The organism is Pseudomonas fragi (genome assembly GCF_002269505.1).
In the GTDB taxonomy this organism is placed as follows: domain Bacteria; phylum Pseudomonadota; class Gammaproteobacteria; order Pseudomonadales; family Pseudomonadaceae; genus Aquipseudomonas; species Aquipseudomonas fragi_D.
Window position 1 is genome coordinate 73482 of sequence record NZ_NQKQ01000012.1, and the last position, 13875, is coordinate 87356.

Consider the following 13875-nt stretch of genomic DNA (forward strand, 5'->3'; position numbering starts at 1 on the left):
ACTCACCATGAACCTGCTTTATAACGAAGATCAACGGCTGCTGGCCGACAGTGCCGGTGAATTTCTTGCCGCGCGCAGCCCGGTGTCCCGCCAGCGCGCTTTGCGTGATGAAGCGCAGGCGGGCGGCTTTGACCCGCAACTGTGGAAAGATGCAGTTGCGTTGGGCTGGAGTGCAATTCCTTTCCCGGAAAACCTAGGCGGGCTGGATTTTGGCTGCATGGGCCTGGGACCGATTTTTGAATCCATCGGTTGTAATCTCAGCGCTACGCCATTGCTTTCCAGTGTGGTGCTCAGCGGTTCGCTACTGCACTTGCAAGGCAATGCACAGCAGCAGGACCGCTGGCTGTCGGCGACCATCAGCGGCGAACGGCGCCTGGCACTGGCGCTGGACGAGCAGCCACGGCACAACCCGTCCCGGGTGGCTTTGCAAGCCGTGGCCAACGGCGACGGCTACAGCCTGAGCGGGGAAAAATATTTCGTCATCGACGGGGTTGGAGCTGACGCCTATCTGGTGGCGGCACGCACCGGCATGGCGGGCATCAGCCTGTTTCTGCTGCCGGCCGATGCCCCGGGCCTGAGCGTTATCCCGTTGCCGCTGATTGACTCGCGCAACCATGCCCGCTTGCAGCTGGATCAGGTGCAGGTCGGGGCGGATGCCTTGCTGGGTGCCGCCGGGTCGGCCATGCCGGCCTTGAATGTCGCCCTGGATCGCGGCCGTGTGTGTCTGGCTGCAGAGATGCTGGGCATGTCTGAAAAACTCTTCGACATGACCCTCGATTATCTCAAGACCCGCGTGCAGTTCGACGTGGCGATTGGCAGTTTCCAGGCGCTGCAACATCGCGCTGCGCAGTTGTATGTGGATCTGGCGCTGGCGCGCAGCGCCGTGATGGCCGGTTTGGCGGCGCTGGATGACAGCAGCCTGAGCGAGGTCGAGCGTCAGCGCCTGGCCAGTCTGGCCAAGTGGAAGGCCGGGCAGACGGCGATCAAGGTGGTCAACGAGGCGGTGCAGATGCACGGCGGCATTGGCGTCACCGACGAGCTGGATGTGGGCCTGTTTCTCAAGCGTATCCGGGTGGCCCAGGCCTGCCTGGGGGATGCCGATTATCACTGCGAGCGCTATGGAGCCCTGGAGCTGGCGCACGCTTGAGCCTGTAGCGGGCTGTTCGAGTCAGGAGAATAACAAGATGAAACTTGAGCAATGGCAGAGCGCCTGGCAGCAACTGATTGGTGCCGGCTCGCCTTTTGAAGTACAGACACCCGCTGATGGCGGTCCCAAGTATTTTCGTCACACTGCTGCCAGCGTCTGGGCTGCAATTGATAGCGGGCGCATCCATGCTGATCGTGAATTTCTGGTGTGGGAGCAGCAGCGCCTGACGTTTAACCAGTTCTTCGATCAAGTGGACCGGCTGGCCGGGCAGTTGGTCGAGCGCTTTGGCCTGCGCAAGGGCGATCGTGTGGCGATTGCCATGCGCAACCAGCCCGCCTGGCTGGTGGCGTTTGCGGCGATTCAGCGTTGCGCCGGGGTCTGCGTCCCGCTCAACAGCTGGGGCCTGCGCGACGAGTTGTTTCACGGTCTGCAGGACAGCGGGGCGAGCTTGTTGTTGAGTGACGAGCCACGCTTGCAACTGTTGGCCAATGACCTGCGCGAGCAGGGGCTGGCGACCATTGTGGTGGGGCTGAGCGCAGGGGCACCGCTGGAAGAGCACTGCCAGCGTCTGGAAGATCTGCTGGCGGCGCCGGCGATCAACGTGCCGGCGCAGGCTGTCAGTGCCAGTGATCCGGCAATGATTCTCTACACCTCGGGCACCACCAGCTTGGCCAAGGGCGTGCTGTCGACCCACGGTGCGGTTTGTCAGGCGCTGGTGGCGCTGGAGTTCCAGAGTGCATTTTGTGCGGTCAGCTCGCCGGAGCGCATCAGTGTGGTGATTAATAGCGGCTATGCCCCCGCCACCCTGATGGCGGTGCCGCTGTTTCATGTCAGTGGCCTGCATGCCCAGTTTCTGCTGGCCTTGCGCAGCGGACGGCGCTTGCTGCTGATGTACAAGTGGGATGTGGAAAAAGCCCTCGACTTGATTCGTGACGAACAGTGCACCCAGTTCAACGGCGCCCCGGTGATGATGCAGCAACTGCTGGCCTCGCCACGCTTTGGCAGCCCCGACACCGCGAGCCTGTTCGGTCTGGGCCTGGGCGGTGCGGCACCGTCCAGCAGCCTGCTGGACAACCTGACCCGGCGCAAGCCCGAGGCAATCGGTGGCAGTGGCTATGGCCTGACCGAAAGCAACGGCATCTGTGCGGCCCATGGAGGTGACCAGTTTGCCTACAAACCGGCCTCGGCGGGCTGGCCCTTGCCGATTGTCGATGTGCGTATCGGCGACAGCCCGGACCGCCCCGTATCTGCCGGGGTCAGCGGGCTGATCTGGGTGCGTTCGCCAACCCTGATGAGCGAGTACTGGAACCTGCCCGAAGCCAGCGCCCGGACCCTGTGCGATGGCTGGCTGGATACCGGCGATATCGGCCTGCTGGATGACGAAGGTTTCCTCTACATCACTGACCGCGCCAAGGACCTGATCAATCGCGGTGGCGAAAAAATTGCTGCCGCCGAGGTTGAGTCCTGCGCCTGTGAAATGCCCGGTGTGATTGAAGCTGCAGCCTTTGCCGTGCCCGACGATGTGCTGGGCGAAGTGGTGTTTCTGGTGGTGCGTGGCGAGCCGGCTTCAACGCCGGGCAGCGACGCGGTACGCAGTTTCATTGCGCAGCGCCTGGCCAGCTACAAGGTGCCGGCGCAGATCCATGTGCAGCACACACCCTTTGCCCGCAATGCCTCGGGCAAGACGCTGAAAAGCGTGCTCAAGGAAATACTGGTAACAGCCTGAGTAGTCTCTGTGGACGATGTGCTCGCCGCTAATTGGCGAAGAATGGATGCATACCCCCAGCAAGCCTTATTCGCGTAGGAGGCAATACATGAAAATAACAAGAACAGGCGTAATGCTCGCAGCCGCCATGGCCGTCAATGTGGTCGCCATCGGCACGGCATCTGCCCAGGTAACGCCCGCGGAAGCGGCCAAACTGGGCAAGGAGCTGACCTGTGTAGGGGCAGAGCAGGCGGGTAATGCCGCGGGCACCATCCCGCCGTATACCGGCAAGTACCTGGGCGAAGTGCCGGGCTGGAATCATGTGAAGTTTTCCGGTGACCAGCCGGTTGATCCCTATGCCGCGGAGAAGCCGATCCTGGTGATTACCGCGCAAAACATGGCGCAGTACGAAGACAAGCTGACCGAAGGCCAGAAGGCCCTGCTCAAGCGTTACCCGACCACCTACAAGATGAACATCTACACCGGTCACCGTGACTACCGCTACCCGGATTACGTGTGCCAGCGGGTCATGAACAATGCCTTGAACGCCAAGCTGGTGAATGACGGCATGGGCTTCGAAGGGCTGGGCCAGGTACCGTTCCCGATTCCGAAAAACGGCATGGAGGCCCTGTGGAACCACCAGCTCCCGGCCCGTGCCTGGACCGAAGAAAAAACCAGCGACCTGGCCTCCGTGCTGCCCAACGGCAGCATTGGCTGGGGGCGTGCCTATGCCCGCAACCTGGCCATGGCCAACTCGCCTACGGTCGAGCCCAAGACCGAAAACAAACTCCAGGCCATGAGCAACAACATGACCCTCAAGCCGACCCGTGACAACGGCACGCTGAGCATCTCCCACGAACCCTACAACTTCGCCACCGACCCGCGCCAGGCCTGGAGCTACAGCCCCTCGACCCGCCGTGTAAGGCTGCTGCCGGGTTACGGCTACGATCAGCCGATGATCGGCACCAACGGCACCATGACCGTGGACGAAGACCGTTTGTATAACGGCTCGCCGGAGCGCTACAACTGGAAACTGCTGGGCAAGCGTGAAATCTACATCCCGGCCAACGCCTACAAGCCCAACGCAGGTACGGTAAAATACGCCGACATGCTGACGCCCAATCATCCCAACCCGGACTTGATGCGTTATGAGCTGCGCCGGGTGTGGGTGGTTGAAGCCGACCTCAAGGAAGGCTACCGCCACGTGTACGGCAAGCGTGTACTGTTCCTCGACGAAGACACCTGGAACTCGGTGCTGGCGGACAACTACGACGCTCGTGGCCAGCTGTGGAAGCATGCCATGATCAACTACTACTACCACCCGGACATGAGCGGCTGGCAGGCCGGTTCACAGTTCTTCATGGACTTGAACTCGGGGCAGTACACCGGCTACGGCATGACCAACGAAGCCAAGAAAGGCCCGATCCTCAACGAAGGCAAGTTCACCCAGGACCAGTACACCGCCGATGCGGCGCGGGCGATGGGACGCTAAGCGGCAGGTTTTAGCACCAAGCTGCAAGCAAAAACCCCGTCGGTGTAACGCCTGCGGGGTTTTTTATTGGCTCAGGTCAGTGAGGCAAAAGTCATACCCGTGGCATGCACCACCTGGCGCATGGTGCGCAGTGTCGGGTTGCCTTTGGGCGAAAGGGCGCGATACAGGCTTTCACGGGAGAGCCCTGCCTTTTCGGCTATTTGTGCCATGCCGCCCCGTGCTTCGACAACATGGCGCAACGCGGTCAAAAAGCTGGCCTGGCCACCTTCTTCATCAAGTTCTTCAATGGCGATACGCAGGTATTCAATGGCAAGTTCGGGATCCTGGCGGATCATCTCGATAACGGATTCGTCGTGGTTCCTGGTTTTGTTCATGGCTTCCTCGTCTGATACTCGTTCCAGCAGCGCACGGCTTTATCGATATCGGCCTGTTGCTGGCGCTTGTCGCCACCCAGCAACAACAGCACCAGTTTTTTGCCGTCCCGAGCGTAATACAGCCGATAGCCTGGTCCGTGATCTATACGCAACTCCCATACGCCCTGGCACAGGGGTTTGCAATCACCAAAAGCGCCCGCTGAAAGCCGGTTGACTCGCACGGTGATGCGTGCCTTGGCCGTGCGATCCTTTAAGTGGTCCAGCCACTGCTGGTAAGGGTCGTTACCTGTTTCGCTGAGGTAGTGTCTTATCTCTAGCATTTGAAATGTAGCTTTGAAGCTACCCTTTGGTCAATTATTTTTAACCGCCAAGCACGGCTGTTCGTCAGAGCAGGCCCACATCCAATGTGATAGAGGGTGGCAGTGGCAAAGCTAGGGTTGCGGTGTAGCGAGGGCAATTAGGATGGATCGCAAGGTTGTGCAGGTTTTATTACTTATGCGCAATTACGGCGCAGCGGCAGACCCCGGTAATGCAACAAGTCATTGCCGGGGTGCGGGGGTGGGCTGTGTAGAAGGGGAATGCGCAGTTATGCCTGCGACCAGACGGCCAGTTCGTAGCCATCCAGGTCGGTGAAGTGGAAGCGGCTGCCGCCGGGGAACTTGAATTCTTGTCGGCTGATGCGGCCTCCGGCAGCGCTGATGGCCTGCTGAGCCTGGACCAGGTCGTCGGCGTACACAATGATCAGCGGGCCACCGGGGCGTACAGGTTCGCCAGTGGTGAATCCGCCGCTCAGGCGCCCATCGCTGAACTCGCTGTAGGTGGGGCCAAAGTCAGTGAAGGTCCAGCCGAACGCGGCGCCATAAAAGGCTTTGCTGCGTGCGATGTCATGGACGTTGAATTCGATGTTGTCGATTCTGTTGTGGCGGTTGTCTGTGGTCACGGGCATCTCCTTATGAGGCTCAAATATAGATAAGTGACTGGCTGAATGCCATCCGGTTCTTATCAGCACAACAAGCTCGTAGCCATTGGCCAAAGCAGTCACCCAGCTTGAGTGTTTTGACCATTGTTGCAGAGCCTTCGCAGGGCGATTATCAGCAGGATTTTTCACGGTTCCCATCCTAAAAATAAAGACCGAGGGATTCTGCTGATGCGCGACTATCTGACTTCGATGACTGACTTTGACTACCAACGCACGGTAGCCGGTTCCCTGGACGGCCATCTGGCAGCGATCAATGCCTGCGTCGAGTGTTGCGACCGCCACGCCTTGCCGGGCCGCATTGCGTTGTTTTGGGAGGGGCGCGATTCCAGCAGCGCCACCTACACCTTCACTCAGTTACAGGACCAGGCCGCGCGCTTTGCCAATTTTCTCCTCGCCCAGGGTGTCAAACGGGGTGACAAGGTGGCCGGTTTGCTGCCGCGCAATGTCGAGTTGTTGATCGTCGCATTCGCCACTTGGCGCATTGGCGCCATCTATCAGCCCCTGTTCACCGCATTCGGGCCCAAGGCTATCGAGCATCGCCTCAACAGCTCGGGGGCAGCCCTGGTGGTCACCGATGCGGTCAACCGCGTCAAACTCGACGAGGTCAATGATTGCCCGGCCATTGTCACTGTGGCGGGAGCCAAGGGGCAGGGCCTGGTACGTGGCGACTTCAGTTTCTGGGCAGAGCTGGACAACTACCCGGCCACCTGCGAGCCGGTGATGCTGAGCGGCGAAGATCCATTTCTGCTGATGTTTACCTCGGGCACTACCGGCCCGGCCAAGCCGCTGCTGGTGCCGCTCAAGGCCATCGTTGCATTCCAGAGCTACACCCGTGATGCAGTGGGGCTGCGCCCCGAGGATTCGTTCTGGAACCTGGCAGATCCGGGCTGGGCCTATGGCATTTATTTCGGCATCACCGGGCCACTGTCGATGGGCCACCCGATCACCCTGTACGACGGCCCGTTCACGGTCGACAGTACCTGCCGGGTCATCAGGAAGTACGGCATTACCAACCTGACCGGTTCGCCCACCGCGTATCGTATGTTGATTGCGGCCGGTGACGCCTTCGCCAGCAAGATCAAGGGCCAGTTGCGCGTGGTCAGCAGCGCCGGGGAACCGCTCAACCCCGAAGTCATCCGCTGGTTTGCCGATGAACTCAACGTCACCATCCATGACCACTATGGCCAGACCGAAGTCGGCATGGTGCTGTGCAACCATCACGGGCTCGATCACCCGGTGCATATGGGCGCCGCCGGTTTTGCCTCGCCGGGCCACCGCATCGTGGTGCTCGATGACAATCATCAGGAGCTGCCCGTTGGCCAGCCGGGAATTCTGGCGGTTGATCGCAGCCAGTCGCCGATGTGCTGGTTTGGCGGCTACGAAGGCTTCAAGACCAAGGCTTTTGTCGGCAACTATTACCTGAGTGGCGATACCGTGGAGCTGAACCCGGACGGCAGCATCAGTTTTGTCGGGCGCAGTGATGACGTGATCACCACCTCCGGCTACCGCGTCGGGCCTTTTGATGTGGAAAGCGCTCTGATCGAACACCCGGCGGTGGTAGAGGCCGCCGTGGTGGGCAAGCCGGACCGCGAGCGCACCGAGCTGGTCAAGGCCTTTGTGGTGTTGAACGCTCAGTACCTGGGGGATGCGCAATTGGCTGAAACCCTTCGCCTGCACGTGCGTCAACGGCTGGCGGCGCACGCTTACCCCCGTGAAATCGAATTTGTCAGCGAACTGCCGAAAACACCAAGCGGCAAGTTGCAGCGCTTTATTTTGCGCAATCAGGAAATCGCCAAGGCTGAGCTGGCCGCCAGCGCCAGCGTCTAACTTTCAGGAATCATCATGCAAATCGAAAACAAGGTTTTTATCGTCACCGGTGGTGCATCGGGACTGGGTGCCGCCACGGCGCACATGCTGGTCAAAGCGGGTGCCAAAGTGATGCTGGTGGACCTGAACGCCGAAGCGGTGGCTGCCCAGGCCCTGGCGCTGGGCGACCAGGCGCGCAGTGCTGTGGCGGACATCAGCCAGGCAGACGCCGCCCAGGCGGCCGTAGCCGCTACAGTGGCCGCCTTTGGCGCGGTCAACGGGCTGGTCAACTGTGCCGGCATTGTGCGCGGTGAAAAGATCCTCGGCAAAAACGGCCCGCATGCGCTGGAGACGTTCAGCCAGGTGATCAATGTCAACCTGATTGGCAGCTTCAACATGTTGCGCCTGGCAGCTGCAGCGATTGCCGAAACCACTGCCGATGCCGAAGGCGAGCGCGGGGTGATCATCAATACGGCCTCGGTTGCCGCATTCGACGGCCAGATCGGTCAGGCCGCTTATGCCGCATCCAAGGGCGCGATCGCCAGCCTGACCTTGCCTGCGGCCCGTGAACTGGCCCGTTTCGGAATTCGGGTAATGACCATCGCCCCGGGTATTTTTGAAACCCCGATGATGGCTGGCATGACGCCTGAAGTGCGCGCATCGCTGGCCGCCGGCGTGCCATTTCCGCCACGCCTGGGCAAGCCTGACGAATACGCCGGGCTGGTGCGCCACATCATTGAAAACAGCATGCTCAATGGCGAGGTGATCCGTCTCGACGGCGCCTTGCGCATGGCCGCGAAATAAGAGGTGAGATATGACAATCAGCAATGATCCGGTGGTAATCGTAAGTGCAGCGCGTACGCCCATGGGCGGCTTTCAGGGCGACTTCAAGGGCCTGACAGCGCCGCAACTGGGCGCTGCGGCGATCCGTGCTGCAGTTGAGCGCGCCGGTGTTGCCGGCGATGGCGTGGACGAAGTGTTGTTCGGCTGCGTGCTGTCGGCCGGCCTCGGCCAGGCACCTGCACGTCAGGCCGCCCTGGGTGCCGGGCTGGACAAGGGCACCCGTTGCACCACGCTGAACAAAATGTGCGGCTCGGGCATGGAAGCGACCATTCTGGGGCACGACCGGCTGCTGGCCGGCAGCGCCGATGTGGTCGTTGCGGGCGGTATGGAGAGCATGTCCAACGCGCCCTATCTGCTCGATCGTGCCCGCAGTGGTTACCGCATGGGACATGGCCGGGTGCTGGATCACATGTTCCTCGACGGTCTGGAAGACGCCTATGAGCGCGGCCGCCTGATGGGTACTTTTGCTGAAGACTGCGCCCAGTTGCACGGCTTTACCCGTGAAGCGCAGGATGCGTTTGCCGTGGCCTCACTGACCCGTGCGCAGCAGGCCATCAAGGATGGAAGCTTCAGCGCCGAGATCGTCCCGGTGCCGGTCACCGTGGGCAAGGAGCAGCGCCTGATCAGTGATGACGAGCAGCCGCCCAAGGCCAATCTGGCCAAGATCCCGACCCTGAAACCGGCGTTCCGCGAAGGCGGTACGGTGACGGCGGCCAACTCCAGTTCGATTTCCGATGGTGCGGCAGCGCTGGTGCTGATGCGTCGCAGCGAGGCGCAAAAACGCGGCCTCAAGCCGTTGGCGGTCATCCACGGCCACGCAGCTTTTGCCGATGAGCCGGGGCTGTTCCCGACTGCGCCGGTGGGCGCCATCAAGCGTTTGATGAGCAAGACCGGCTGGGATCTGGGAACGGTAGATCTGTTCGAGATCAACGAAGCGTTTGCGGTCGTCAGTCTGGTGACCATGAGCGCGCTGGATATACCCCACAGCAAGGTCAATATCTACGGCGGCGCCTGTGCGCTGGGGCATCCGATCGGCGCATCGGGCGCACGGATACTGGTGACTTTGCTCTCGGCCTTGCGTCAGCAAAAGGCTGCGCGCGGCGTTGCAGCGATTTGCATCGGCGGCGGTGAAGCCACGGCCATTGCCGTGGAATGTCTGTATTAAGGATTTCGTATGCTGCCTACACCAGAACAATTACAAATACGCGAAGCAGCCCGAGAGTTTGCCCAGGAACGCCTCAAACCCTTTGCCGCAGAGTGGGACAAGCAGCATCGCTTCCCACGCGAAGCGATTGACGAGATGGCGCAATTGGGGTTTTTCGGCATGCTGGTGCCTGAACAGTGGGGTGGTTGCGACATGGGCTATCAGGCCTATGCCATGGCCCTTGAAGAAATCGCCGCCGGAGACGGCTCGTGCTCCACGATCATGAGCGTGCATAACTCGGTGGGTTGCGTGCCGATTCTCAAGTACGGCAGCGAGGCGCAAAAACAGCAATTTCTGATCCCCCTGGCCAGCGGTGAAATGCTCGGCGCGTTTGCCCTGACCGAGCCGCAAGCCGGCTCCGATGCCAGTGACCTGAAAACCCGGGCCCGCCGCGAAGGCGATCATTACATTCTCAATGGCTGCAAGCAGTTCATTACCTCGGGGCAAAGCGCCGGGGTGGTGATCGTGTTTGCGGTCACGGACCCGGCGGCGGGCAAGCGCGGCATCAGCGCGTTTATCGTGCCCACGGATGCGCCGGGTTACAGCGTGGCCCGGGTTGAGGACAAGCTGGGGCAGCATGCATCGGACACCTGCCAGATTCTGTTTACTGACCTGAAGGTGCCGGTGGCTAACCGCCTGGGCGAAGAGGGGCAGGGCTACAAGATCGCCCTGGGCAACCTTGAAGGCGGGCGTATAGGTATTGCCGCTCAAGCCGTGGGCATGGCCCGTGCAGCCTTTGAAGCGGCCCGCGACTATGCCCGCGAGCGGGTGACCTTTGGCCAGCCGCTGGTTGAGCATCAGGCGGTAGCGTTTCGCCTGGCTGACATGTCGACGGAAATCGCCGTCGCCCGGCAGATGGTGCACTACGCCGCCGCACTGCGTGACAGCGGGCAATCGGCGTTGGTTGAAGCCTCGCAAGCCAAGCTGTTTGCATCGGAAATGGCCGAGCGCGTGTGCTCCAAAGCGTTGCAAACCCTGGGCGGTTATGGCTATTTGAGCGACTTCCCGCTGGAACGGATCTACCGCGATGTGCGGGTGTGCCAGATCTATGAAGGCACCAGTGATATTCAGCGCATGGTCATTTCGCGCAATCTTTGAATCGAGGACATTAGCGATGAGCTACGAAACCATTCTGTTGGACATCCATGGGCAAGTGGGCCTGATTACCCTGAACCGGCCCCAGGCGCTCAACGCCCTGAATGCGCAATTGATCAGCGAAGTAAACCACGCGCTGGACACGCTGGAAGCCGATAACGGGATTGGCTGTATCGTTATCACCGGTTCTAAGAAATCCTTTGCTGCCGGTGCGGACATCAAGGAAATGGCCGACCTCAGCTACCCGCAGATCTACCTGGATGACCTGTTTTCGGACAGCGACCGGGTGGCTGCACGGCGCAAGCCGATCATTGCCGCGGTGGCGGGTTTTGCCCTGGGGGGCGGCTGTGAACTGGCGATGATGTGCGACTTTATCCTGGCCGGTGACAACGCCAGATTCGGCCAGCCGGAAATCAATCTGGGTGTATTGCCGGGCATGGGTGGCACGCAGCGCCTGACCCGTGCGGTGGGCAAGGCCAAGGCCATGGAAATGTGCTTGAGCGGGCGCTTGATAGGCGCTGAAGAGGCGGAGCGTTCAGGGTTGGTGGCCCGTGTGGTGGCGGTGGATGAACTGCTCGACGAAGCGCTGAAAGTGGCGGCCACCATTGCCAAAAAATCCTTGCCGGTGCTGATGCAGACCAAGGAATGCGTCAACCGTGCCTTTGAGGTGAACCTGGCTGAAGGTGTGCGTTTCGAGCGTCGGGTATTCCACGCCTTGTTCGCCACACAGGACCAGAAGGAAGGGATGGCGGCGTTTGTTGAAAAACGCGAGGCTGATTTTAAAAACCGCTAAAAATCAAAGGCCCCTCACCCTAGCCCTCTCCCGGAGGGAGAGGGGACTATAAGCAGGTTTGTGCTTACCCGCAGATCGGCTCCCTCTCCCTTTGGGAGAGGGTTGTCGCAACACCACTCAAATCAGATAGTTCTTCAACTCCCGCGCAATCACCATGCGCTGAATTTCGCTCGACCCTTCATAGATCTGGGTAATCCGCGCATCGCGATAGTAGCGCTCCACCGGATAGTCCTCAAGGTAGCCGTAGCCACCGTGGATCTGGATGGCTTTGGAACACACATACTCGGCCATTTCCGAAGCAAACAGCTTGGCTTGCGAAGCCTCTGACAAGCAGGGCTTGCCCGCGCTGCGCAGGCGCGCCGCATGCAGGATCAGCAGGCGTGCGGCATTGATGCGGGTCTGCATGTCGGCGAGCATGTTGGCCACGCTCTGATGCTCAATGATTGCCTTGTCAAATTGCACCCGGTCACGGGCGTAACCCAGTGCTGCTTCGAAGGCCGCACGGGCGATGCCCAATGCCTGGGCGCCAATGCCGATTCGCCCGCCTTCCAGGTTGGCCAGGGCGATTGCCAGGCCCTTGCCGCGTTCGCCGAGCATATTGGCTTCAGGCACGCTGCAGTTGTTGAGGGTTACCGCGCAGGTGTCCGAGGCGCGTATGCCCATTTTGTGTTCGGTACGGTCGACAATAAAACCGGGGGTGGCGGTGGGTACCAAAAACGCCGAAATACCTTTTTTGCCCAGGTCAGGGTCGGTCATTGCAAACACGATCGCCAGCTTGGCGCGTTTGCCGTTGCTGACAAACTGCTTGGCGCCGTTGATCACCCACTGGCCGTCGCGCAGTTCCGCTCGTGTGCGCAGGTTGTGGGCTTCAGAGCCCGCCTGTGGCTCGGTCAGGCAGAAGCAGGCGATGGTCTGGCCGCTGGCCAATTCCGCCAGCCAGGTCTGTTTTTGCTCCTCGCTGCCGTATCTCAGTATCGGCCCGCAGCCCACCGAATTGTGGATGCTCATCAGGGCGCCGGTCGCGGCATCGCCTGCGGAGATTTCTTCCACGGCCAGGGCGTAGGCGACGTAGTCGACATAGGTACCGCCCCATTCTTCAGGTACCACCATACCCAGCAGCCCCAGTTCGCCAAGCTTGGCCACCAGCGCATCGTCGATCCAGCCGGCCTTTTCCCAGGCCTGGGCATGGGGGGCGATTTCACGCCGGGCAAAGTCGCGGGCCATGTCGCGGATCATCACTTGTTCTTCGCTCAGTTCAATATCTTGCATGGCTTATGCTCCCCTGGCGTTGAATTCGGTGAAGAAACTGGCGACATGGGCCGGATCCAGGGCGTCCAAAGTGGGCGGGTTCCAGCGCGGGTTTTTGTCCTTGTCGATAATGAGTGCGCGCACGCCCTCCATCAGGTCGCCGCGATCAAACCACTGGCGATCCAGATGCAGTTCCAGAGCGAAACATTGCTCAAGGGGCAGCTCACGACCACGGCGCAGCATTTCAAGGGTGACGGCCATTGCCAGGGGGGAGCGGGTCAGCAGCAGGTCGGCGGTTTGATTGGCCCATTCGCGGGTTTCGGGGGCTATGACTGCGCGTAGGTGGGCGACAATGCGTGACACATCAGCCTGGGCGAAAACGCTGTCAATCAGCGGGCGCAGCCTGGCCAGCGGCGGGTCGGGCAGTACGGTTACCGCGAATCGGGCTACCAGTGCAGTCAGGTCATCGATAGGGAATTTCTGCCAGTTGAGGCTGTCGAGACCTTTGTCCAGTTCCGCCAGTGCGCTGCTTTCCAGGTAGCCGTCTGCCAGCCCGCAGTACAAGGCATCGGCGGCGCGGATTTGCACGCCACTGACGCCCAGGTAGGTACCCAGCTGGCCCGGGGTGCGGGTCAGGAAAAAGCTGCCACCAACGTCAGGGAAGTAACCGATCGCCACTTCCGGCATTGCCAGCTTGCTGCGTTCAGTCACCAGGCGCAGGTCGGCACCTTGCACCAGGCCCATGCCGCCGCCGAGGACGAAACCGTCCATCAGGGCTACTACGGGTTTGGGGTAGCGGTGCAGGGTCAGGTCGAGCGCGTACTCCTCTTCGAAGAACTGGCTGTGCAGGGTGTCGTTGTTTTGATAGCTGTCGTACAGCGAGCGGATATCACCGCCTGCGCAAAAGGCTTTTTCGCCTGCGCCACGAAGCACGACGGCCTTGATCTGCGAGTCGGTGGCCCAGGCATCCAGCTGCTGTTGCAGGCTGCGCACCATGTCAAGATTGATCGCATTGAGGCCGCTGGGGCGGTTCAGGGTCAGGTGGCCAATATGATTGCGGACCTCGGCCAGAATCGTGTCATGAGGCGGCGCGACTTCCGGTGTCGGTGAGGAGGAAACCTGAGCAGTCATCACTAACTCCCTGCTTTATATTATTTTTAGTGAGTGTTCACGGGCGAACAATAAGCGA

General features: G+C 60.7%; 13 protein-coding genes. 8 read left to right on the forward strand and 5 right to left on the reverse strand.

Annotated elements, in window-relative coordinates:
* The first annotated feature begins 7 nt into the window (after positions 1–7).
* The 3 genes from CJU81_RS12795 (at position 8) to CJU81_RS12805 (ending at position 4344) form a co-directional block, all read left to right on the forward strand.
* A complete protein-coding gene (locus CJU81_RS12795) occupies positions 8–1147 on the forward strand; it encodes an acyl-CoA dehydrogenase family protein (protein WP_095036913.1) in 1140 nt (379 codons plus the stop codon).
* 37 nt (positions 1148–1184) lie between these two features.
* The gene (locus CJU81_RS12800; RefSeq protein ID WP_095036914.1) at positions 1185–2873 is read left to right on the forward strand and encodes a class I adenylate-forming enzyme family protein; all 1689 of its coding nucleotides are present in this window, start codon (positions 1185–1187) and stop codon (positions 2871–2873) included.
* An 88-nt stretch (positions 2874–2961) separates the two neighbouring features.
* A complete protein-coding gene (locus tag CJU81_RS12805; RefSeq protein WP_254924870.1) occupies positions 2962–4344 on the forward strand; it encodes a DUF1329 domain-containing protein in 1383 nt (460 codons plus the stop codon).
* Between the two features lie 71 nt (positions 4345–4415).
* Here CJU81_RS12805 and CJU81_RS12810 read toward each other — a convergent pair whose 3' ends face one another.
* The 3 genes from CJU81_RS12810 to CJU81_RS12820 form a co-directional block, all read right to left on the reverse strand.
* Positions 4416–4718 (reverse strand): addiction module antidote protein, encoded by a 303-nt coding sequence (locus CJU81_RS12810; protein WP_095036916.1) that lies wholly within the window; start codon positions 4716–4718, stop codon positions 4416–4418.
* The gene (locus CJU81_RS12815; RefSeq protein ID WP_095036917.1) at positions 4715–5038 is read right to left on the reverse strand and encodes a type II toxin-antitoxin system RelE/ParE family toxin; all 324 of its coding nucleotides are present in this window, start codon (positions 5036–5038) and stop codon (positions 4715–4717) included. Before CJU81_RS12815 ends, CJU81_RS12810 begins: the two co-directional genes overlap by 4 nt.
* Positions 5039–5304: 266 nt before the next feature.
* Positions 5305–5658 carry a VOC family protein gene (locus CJU81_RS12820; RefSeq protein ID WP_217902756.1) on the reverse strand — a complete coding sequence of 118 codons (354 nt, stop codon included), beginning with the start codon at positions 5656–5658 and terminating at the stop codon, positions 5305–5307.
* Positions 5659–5865: 207 nt separating this feature from the next.
* On the opposite strand from CJU81_RS12820, the gene CJU81_RS12825 reads away from it, so the two are divergent.
* The 5 genes from CJU81_RS12825 to CJU81_RS12845 are packed head-to-tail and all read left to right on the forward strand — an operon-like array spanning position 5866 to position 11438.
* Positions 5866–7524, forward strand: coding sequence for an AMP-binding protein (locus tag CJU81_RS12825; protein WP_095036919.1), 1659 nt, complete (start codon positions 5866–5868; stop codon positions 7522–7524).
* Between the two features lie 15 nt (positions 7525–7539).
* On the forward strand, positions 7540–8307 hold the full coding sequence (locus tag CJU81_RS12830; protein ID WP_095036920.1) for an SDR family NAD(P)-dependent oxidoreductase: 768 nt from the start codon (positions 7540–7542) through the stop codon (positions 8305–8307).
* Positions 8308–8317: 10 nt separating this feature from the next.
* On the forward strand, positions 8318–9511 hold the full coding sequence (locus CJU81_RS12835; protein ID WP_095036921.1) for an acetyl-CoA C-acyltransferase: 1194 nt from the start codon (positions 8318–8320) through the stop codon (positions 9509–9511).
* A 9-nt stretch (positions 9512–9520) separates the two neighbouring features.
* Positions 9521–10648: an acyl-CoA dehydrogenase gene (locus CJU81_RS12840; RefSeq protein WP_095036922.1), complete on the forward strand. Its 1128-nt coding sequence runs from the start codon at positions 9521–9523 to the stop codon at positions 10646–10648.
* 16 nt (positions 10649–10664) lie between these two features.
* On the forward strand, positions 10665–11438 hold the full coding sequence (locus tag CJU81_RS12845; protein ID WP_095036923.1) for an enoyl-CoA hydratase: 774 nt from the start codon (positions 10665–10667) through the stop codon (positions 11436–11438).
* Positions 11439–11555: 117 nt separating this feature from the next.
* Here the strand turns inward: CJU81_RS12845 and CJU81_RS12850 are convergent, their stop codons facing one another.
* Both CJU81_RS12850 and CJU81_RS12855 read right to left on the reverse strand, forming a co-directional pair.
* Positions 11556–12707, reverse strand: coding sequence for an acyl-CoA dehydrogenase family protein (locus tag CJU81_RS12850; protein WP_095036924.1), 1152 nt, complete (start codon positions 12705–12707; stop codon positions 11556–11558).
* Positions 12708–12710: 3 nt separating this feature from the next.
* A complete protein-coding gene (locus CJU81_RS12855) occupies positions 12711–13817 on the reverse strand; it encodes an enoyl-CoA hydratase/isomerase family protein (RefSeq protein WP_095036925.1) in 1107 nt (368 codons plus the stop codon).
* Between the last annotated feature and the right edge of the window lie 58 nt (positions 13818–13875).

Coding starts and splice junctions, on each gene's coding strand:
- CJU81_RS12845 (WP_095036923.1), top strand. CDS start 10,665: ATGAGCTACGAAACCATTCTGTTGGACATCCATGGGCAAGTGGGCCTG.
- CJU81_RS12795 (WP_095036913.1), top strand. CDS start 8: ATGAACCTGCTTTATAACGAAGATCAACGGCTGCTGGCCGACAGTGCC.
- CJU81_RS12830 (WP_095036920.1), top strand. CDS start 7,540: ATGCAAATCGAAAACAAGGTTTTTATCGTCACCGGTGGTGCATCGGGA.
- CJU81_RS12855 (WP_095036925.1), bottom strand. CDS start 13,817: ATGACTGCTCAGGTTTCCTCCTCACCGACACCGGAAGTCGCGCCGCCT.
- CJU81_RS12810 (WP_095036916.1), bottom strand. CDS start 4,718: ATGAACAAAACCAGGAACCACGACGAATCCGTTATCGAGATGATCCGC.
- CJU81_RS12835 (WP_095036921.1), top strand. CDS start 8,318: ATGACAATCAGCAATGATCCGGTGGTAATCGTAAGTGCAGCGCGTACG.
- CJU81_RS12800 (WP_095036914.1), top strand. CDS start 1,185: ATGAAACTTGAGCAATGGCAGAGCGCCTGGCAGCAACTGATTGGTGCC.
- CJU81_RS12815 (WP_095036917.1), bottom strand. CDS start 5,038: ATGCTAGAGATAAGACACTACCTCAGCGAAACAGGTAACGACCCTTAC.
- CJU81_RS12840 (WP_095036922.1), top strand. CDS start 9,521: ATGCTGCCTACACCAGAACAATTACAAATACGCGAAGCAGCCCGAGAG.
- CJU81_RS12805 (WP_254924870.1), top strand. CDS start 2,962: ATGAAAATAACAAGAACAGGCGTAATGCTCGCAGCCGCCATGGCCGTC.
- CJU81_RS12825 (WP_095036919.1), top strand. CDS start 5,866: ATGCGCGACTATCTGACTTCGATGACTGACTTTGACTACCAACGCACG.
- CJU81_RS12850 (WP_095036924.1), bottom strand. CDS start 12,707: ATGCAAGATATTGAACTGAGCGAAGAACAAGTGATGATCCGCGACATG.